This is a genomic window from Phaeodactylibacter xiamenensis (assembly GCF_000759025.1).
Classification (GTDB): domain Bacteria; phylum Bacteroidota; class Bacteroidia; order Chitinophagales; family Saprospiraceae; genus Phaeodactylibacter; species Phaeodactylibacter xiamenensis.
In genome coordinates this window covers 1-6,240 of record NZ_JPOS01000031.1, presented here as the reverse complement: position 1 = coordinate 6,240, position 6,240 = coordinate 1, and the positions used below count along the sequence as shown (strand labels likewise).

The window sequence follows — 6,240 nt, the reverse complement described above, 5'->3', positions numbered from 1 at the left end:
CTTGTGGAACCTCAGATTGATGCTTTATCAACCATTTTTTAGATCTTTGCAGAACGGCATTTTGAAAGGGTTTTCTGCAAAGATTTTTAAAATCTCAGAAAACCCTTATTTTTTCTGTCTCTCTTTCCAAACTTTCAATGAACTTTTTGCCGAGCTAAAAGTGTACGGCAATGAATTAATAACTGCTTCATTTATTTTTAGATTTTTGAAACTCGTCGGAAGCGCCCTTAAAGGTTCATGGTTATAACTTTACCATTGGAAGGAGTGCCGAACCTTTTCAATGGTTAGGTACCCGCTACCCATAGCTTACCCCACCCCAATCATAACACTCGTCGTAGCTTGCATACTGACGCTGTCGGTTCCCGGATGCTGACAACGAAATTCGTTCTCCAGCCTGTACCGAAAGCGTCAGGCAGTAAAGCATCCGAGAGCTACAACGCCCTGTCGAATGAAACCTCAATTCAATAGGCTGCGCCTACGCCTTTCATCCATAAACTCAAATCGCCACATACCCCTCTCTAACCCCAAAATCGATCAGCACCAATGGCAGCTGCACATCCGTCCATCCTAGGTAATTCCAGGTACTGCTGTGCACCTACGCCTGCGGCTCATCGACGATGCCCGCTACCACCGGATTATTATGGATATAGATCAGCTTTTGCAGCGTAAACTTTGGGTGCAGTAATGTCTGCGCGTGAAGACATCTATTCCCCACTCAGCAGTAAATGTCAGAAAATGAGCCCTGTATGGGTCAGCGATAGGGTAGCCGGTGTGGTTTGCCATGCGCGTTTTGACCAATAAGATACGTAAATGGGAAGGTTATACGCAAGTCCAGGACATAAAACTAATGTGATTGCCTGCTTAAAAGAATAGACAGCGTTTCGGACTTTTACTGCCTGATGCCTGCGGTGAGTGAATTTGGTTATTCTCATTCGCATCCGAGAAATGCAAACGTATGGCAATAGTTTGAGTGTTCCCTTCCTGTATTGCTTGATAGGGTTGCCGCAGCGCACAGGGTCTGCCGAAGCTTAGCGAAGGTGGAGCTGCTGATAGTTTCACTTCGGTATGATAGCTAGCGCATAGACACAGTTCTTAGATGCTGAACTGACGAACTGCGTTGTCAGCTTCCGAGAACCGACAGCGTCCGTAAGCCTTGCAGCGACAGTGACCGCTAATCTACAGGCAGTGGGGCCAGCTCGCCGGCCAGGCGCCAGTCTTGGGCGGTGGTGGAGTAATACCGACGATTGAGAGGCTTGCCGCAGCAAGCTGTCTCAATGTCGGCATGTACGCCGGAAAGTAGTTTGCTCCTGCCCTGATAAGCTGCGCTTCGTCAGTGGCCGATGTCGCAAACCACTTTATCGGGCGCACATAGGGTGGCTAGCGGTGACGCCCAGGGTGTCGCCACTGTCAAATTCCAGGGTCCAAACGTCATTGGATTGGTGTATCGACTCGGAACGGAGCGTTTTGTGCGAAGGCGCAAAACCGACGCACGAGTTGATGCCGACACGAAGTAAGTTTGGGGCACAAAACTACTTTGTCGTCGATATAAAGATACCGGTTACGGGGCGGAAAACAAAGCCTTCGCCGGCCTCTTCGTCTTCGGGGCGCTTTTGGGGGAGGAGGTGCTTTATGGTGGTGATGCGGAAGGGGCATATTAGGGCGCAGGACCGTCCTTATTCGTGTTTCTTCGTGTCATTCGTGGCTTTACCGATTCTCAGGATTACCGCAGCGTAGCTGCTGGCGGTTTCACCTCGACCGGATAGCTGACGCGTTGGCGCAGCCAACTTGTAGCGGTTGTTTTTCGGTAGCTGCTAAACTAATGACAGCGGGGGGCAATCATTGCTTTTCGGTAGCTGCTAAACTAATAACAGCGGGGGGCTTTAGGCCTAAAATGCAAAATATCGTTTAAATATACATTTCTAATAAAACAAATATGTTGTCTGCGATTTTAACCGTCGTGCCTTCTTCATCATTATATAAGTAGACCTCGTTGATGTTTTCTGGCTTTGTTCCTATTACTATTCTGTGATCGTCAATATTTCCAACTGATAAATAATCTTTGAGCCAGAAGTAATGATTGTAATTTTCCACCATTTTCCTGTAGTGCGCAAGTTCCCAAACAAGTGTCTGAAGATCATAAAACTCCCCAAACTCATATTCATCAATCCCTAATTTAATGATTGGAGGTTCATCAAATTCGAAGCCATTACAATTCATAAGAAAGTAAACGTAATCAGATGGAATAATGAAACCATGTTCTCTTTGAGCTAATCGTATATCCTGCAAAGTCTCTTGGTCCTTTGTACTATATTTTTTTAAATCTTTCATTTGACTAATTACAAAGCTTTTTATAATTACCCACCTCTGATGGACTTGGCAGCCAATGATCAATGCCTTTCTCCCTAGCATTCTTCATTATAGTCCTTCCACCAACATGCGGAGTATTACTATTCAGCATTTTGGGTACAAGCTGCATAGTTTTACCATCTTGATGATGATGTAATGACCACTGAATTCCTTCGTAACCAGGAATTTCAATTTGCGACAATGCAGATGGTCTATAACCTAATAATGATTCCATCTGATCAAATGCCTGACCATAATCTCCTGTCCCTGATCCAGTAAGATTATTACCATTCATGTTAATCACAAACTCCATCTTGGTACCATTTACATTTGGCACCCAGTCATTAAAGTCAGGGAAACCTAAATCGTCAAAACAAACTTCAATTTTATTCTTTCCGTATTTCTGGGCTACTTCGGTACTCCCTGGCTTATCTATTTTATGTTTCTCTCTGTTATGAGGAATGTCCATATTCCTATGATTATTTGTGCCTACTCCTAACTCATCAAGTTGCTTTCTTGCTGACCTCCAGCAACTATTATGCACCACAACCCCCACCCCAGTAACCAAAAAGTTATGCACCTCCTGCACCTCCAGGTTATACACCCGCTGTGCCGGGGCGGGCCGCTTGCCCGTGAGCGTCGCGCTGCCGGTGTGGGTCAGGACTTGCTCGCCTGGGGCCAGCTCGCCGGCCAGGCGCCAGTCTTGGGCGGTGGTGGAGTAATACCGACGATTGAGAGGCTTGCCGCAGCAAGCTGTCTCAATGTCGGCATGTACGCCGGAAAGTAGTTTGCTCCTGCCCTGATAAGCTGCGCTTCGTCAGTGGCCGATGTCGCAAACCACTTTATCGGGCGCACATAGGGTGGCTGGCGGTGACGCCCAGGGTGTCGCCGCTGTCAAATTCCAGGGTCCAAACGTCATTGGATTGGTGTATCGACTCGGAACGGAGCGTTTTGTGCGAAGGCGCAAAACCGACGCACGAGTTGATGCCGACACGAAGTAAGTTTGGGGCACAAAACTACTTTGTCGTCGGTATAAAGATACCGGTTACCGGGCGGAAAACAAAGCCTTTGCCGGCGTCTTCGTCTTCGGGCCGCTTTTGGGGGAGGAGGTGCTTGATGGCCGTGATGCGGAAGGGGCCGGAGATGCCTTGCTCGGGGAGGTTCATGTTGACTACGGCGTCGAGCTGGTAGTTGTTTTGGGTGATCCAGTCGGTGAGTTGACGGTGGATGGCACACAGGTAAAACAAATAAAGTCAAACAAATTATTGCCTAATCCATTCATTTTATCTACCTTGCAACATGGACAAGCTCTACAAATCCCACGACGGCTTCTTCCGCAAGCTGATGTCAGAACGGCAGACCGCTCAGGATTATCTTGCTGCTTTCTTGCCGGAAAGCCTCAAGGACGCAATCGACTTCGAAACCCTGGAGCAAGATACTGATTCGTACATTGACGAAAAGCTTAAAGCCTCCATGTCGGACGTGGTCTTCAAAGTGGATACCAGGCAGGGCTTTGGCATCAATTTCTGCTTCCTCTTCGAGCACAAAAGCTACATTGACGAAAAAGCTCCCTTCCAAATCTTGCACTACATCAGCAGCGCCATGCTCAAGCGGGCGATTAATAAGGAGGAACAGCGCCTCGTCATACCCATCCTGTTTTACCATGGGGAAGCGCCCTGGGAATATGAGTCCATCGGTGACAAATTCTCAGCGCTTGACAAAGCACTCAAAGTATACCTGCCCCGCTTCGACTACCTCTTCCACAACTATCAGGCCAAGCCGGATGAGGAAATCAGTCAGGCCGCCAGCCCAAAACTGATGGCTGCCCTGATTGCCATGAAGCATTTTTATGAGCAGGGCTACCTGTTGAAGCAGATGCAGTTCCTCCTTCTCAACGCCACCGACGAACATGGGAACTTATACAAGCCCCTGCTTGTTTACCTTTTTGACAAACTTCCAGACCAGCTGGATGCTATTCACGAAGCCATAGGGGACTTGCCCCCACCCGTAAAATCTGAAGCGATGAGTATTCTTGATGCTTATGAAGCTAAAGGCATTAGCGAAAAAACCCGCCAAACCTGCATTAACATGATCCACGATGGTTTCGACAACCCTACGATCTGTCGTATTTTGGAAGTGGAAAAGGAATATGTGGATGAAGTGCGGGAGCGGTTGAAAAACGAAGCGCAGGAAGGTTGATCCCCGGTCTGTAACGGACTGACAGCTAAACCGGAGGCCTATCGGTATAGCAGTGCCTCCAATTATTTGACTGGCAAAGGCATCTCTCCGGTGACGGTGATGGACGATATTGGGTTGCCGTAGCACACAGCGTCTAGCGAAGGTGGAACTGCTAATAGTTTCACTTTGGCCGGATAACTGGCGGGCACGGCGATGCAACTCTCGGATGCTTTACTGCCTGACGCTTTCGGTACAGGCTGGAGAACGAACTGCGTTGTCAGCTTCCGAGAACCGATAGCGTCCGTACGCCTTGCAGCGACCGTGACTGCTAACCTACTGACAGCGGGACCTATCGGTTTAGCAGTGCCTCCAATTATTTGACTGGCAAAGGCATTTTTCCGGTGAAGGTGATGGACCGTATTGGGTTGCCTTAGCACACGGTGCTTAGCGAAGGTGGAGTTGCTGGCGTTTTCACCTCGAACCTGATAGCTGGCGCGTTGGCGCAGCCAACTTGCAGCGAAGTAGATTTGCATTGATTATACCATATCAGCTTCGATAAAGTATAGCTTAAAAAGCTCATGATAAGAATCGCAAATAAACTTTGGAATTGAGTCAATTGCATCATTAAACCCGAAAATTCTATTCTTCTCTTTCCCATCAATTCCCATCAAAATAAACTGGTTTGGATCAAAAGTGAAAATAAACACCATGAAATTCCCCTTGCCATTGATATCCAAAAACTGTTTGAAGTAATCAATGCTTTCACTGTAATCAATAACAGACACAGTTCTAGAAAAGGGGAATGAGGAGATGGAATACAGCGTCTTATTATGAGAAAGCTTACCAAAATTAATATTGAAATCAATGAAATCTGGAGGAATTATATATCCAAGTTCCTCTTGTAAATCTCTAATAAAATTAAAGTCTGCTGAAACTACTTCTTCATTTAGGTCAAATAGATTAAACATCATTCACAGTTTTTTAAATAGCTACCGACATCAGCTGGACTCGGAAAAACGCTGCCAGCCCCTTTATTGTGTATAGTCTTTCCGCCTAGATGGGTAGCAGCATATTGCCCATGGTTTAATCCTGAGGGGACTAGCATCATTGTTTTTCCATCTTGGTGATGATGCCAAGTGTAATTTATCCCACTTATTGTGGCTGGAAAATTCAAATTATCATCTCCCACTATCGATCTTAGTATTGTGTTTGCAGCATTGTAGTCACTTTGATGGCTACCTTCAAATGAACCTATATCAACCACAGCCTCAATTAAATTACCATTTATGGGATTTGTAAACCTTTCTACAAAAGGCGAGAAATCAGGAAAACCTAAATCGTCATAACAAATCTCAATTTTGTTCTTGTTGTATTTTACTTTTAAAGCATCTGCGTCGGGACCATTGTATATATGTTTTGATCCGGGAGTTTTTATCAAATGTGTATTGTTGACGCCCTTATCTTTGAGAAAGTTTCGGACTTCAATGTGACATGTATTATGCACCACAACCCCCACCCCACTCACCAAAAAGTTATGCACCTCCTGCACCTCCAGATTATACACCCGCTGCGCCGGGGCGGGTCGCTTGCCCGTGAGCGTCGCGCTGCCGGTGTGGGTCAGGACTTGCTCGCCTATGGCTAGCTCGCCGGCCAGGCGCCAGTCTTGGGCGGTGGTGGAGTAATACCGACGATTGAGAGGCTTGCCGCGGCAAGCTG

At 46.9% G+C, this 6,240-nt stretch carries 7 protein-coding genes and 1 pseudogene; 2 read left to right on the top strand and 6 right to left on the bottom strand.

Annotated features, from left to right (window positions below; genetic code table 11):
- A partial coding sequence (locus IX84_RS34100; protein ID WP_238578270.1) for a hypothetical protein occupies window positions 1-247 on the top strand: 247 nt, incomplete at its 5' end.
- 1,658 nt (window positions 248-1,905) lie between these two features.
- On the opposite strand, the gene IX84_RS12395 is transcribed toward IX84_RS34100, so the two are convergent.
- The 4 genes and pseudogenes from IX84_RS12395 to IX84_RS12380 form a co-directional block, all read right to left on the bottom strand.
- Entirely contained in the window at window positions 1,906-2,328 is a 423-nt protein-coding gene (locus IX84_RS12395; protein WP_044220943.1) for an SMI1/KNR4 family protein, read from the bottom strand.
- Window positions 2,329-2,332: 4 nt separating this feature from the next.
- On the bottom strand, window positions 2,333-2,815 hold the full coding sequence (locus tag IX84_RS12390) for an HNH endonuclease signature motif containing protein (RefSeq protein ID WP_044220941.1): 483 nt from the start codon (window positions 2,813-2,815) through the stop codon (window positions 2,333-2,335).
- Window positions 2,816-2,884: 69 nt separating this feature from the next.
- Window positions 2,885-2,950 (bottom strand): annotated as a pseudogene (locus IX84_RS34565) (hypothetical protein); the annotation flags it as partial.
- Between the two features lie 412 nt (window positions 2,951-3,362).
- Complete coding sequence (locus IX84_RS12380) at window positions 3,363-3,593, bottom strand: hypothetical protein (protein ID WP_044220934.1); 231 nt, start codon at window positions 3,591-3,593, stop codon at window positions 3,363-3,365.
- A gap of 52 nt (window positions 3,594-3,645) precedes the next feature.
- On the opposite strand from IX84_RS12380, the gene IX84_RS12375 reads away from it, so the two are divergent.
- Window positions 3,646-4,545: an Rpn family recombination-promoting nuclease/putative transposase gene (locus IX84_RS12375; protein ID WP_044220931.1), complete on the top strand. Its 900-nt coding sequence runs from the start codon at window positions 3,646-3,648 to the stop codon at window positions 4,543-4,545.
- 515 nt (window positions 4,546-5,060) lie between these two features.
- On the opposite strand, the gene IX84_RS12365 is transcribed toward IX84_RS12375, so the two are convergent.
- Window positions 5,061-5,495, bottom strand: a complete 435-nt coding sequence (locus tag IX84_RS12365) for a hypothetical protein (protein WP_152605026.1) — start codon at window positions 5,493-5,495, stop codon at window positions 5,061-5,063.
- On the bottom strand, window positions 5,492-6,240 hold a 749-nt coding region (locus IX84_RS12360), incomplete at its 5' end, for an HNH endonuclease (RefSeq protein WP_044220923.1). The genes IX84_RS12360 and IX84_RS12365, both read right to left, overlap by 4 nt.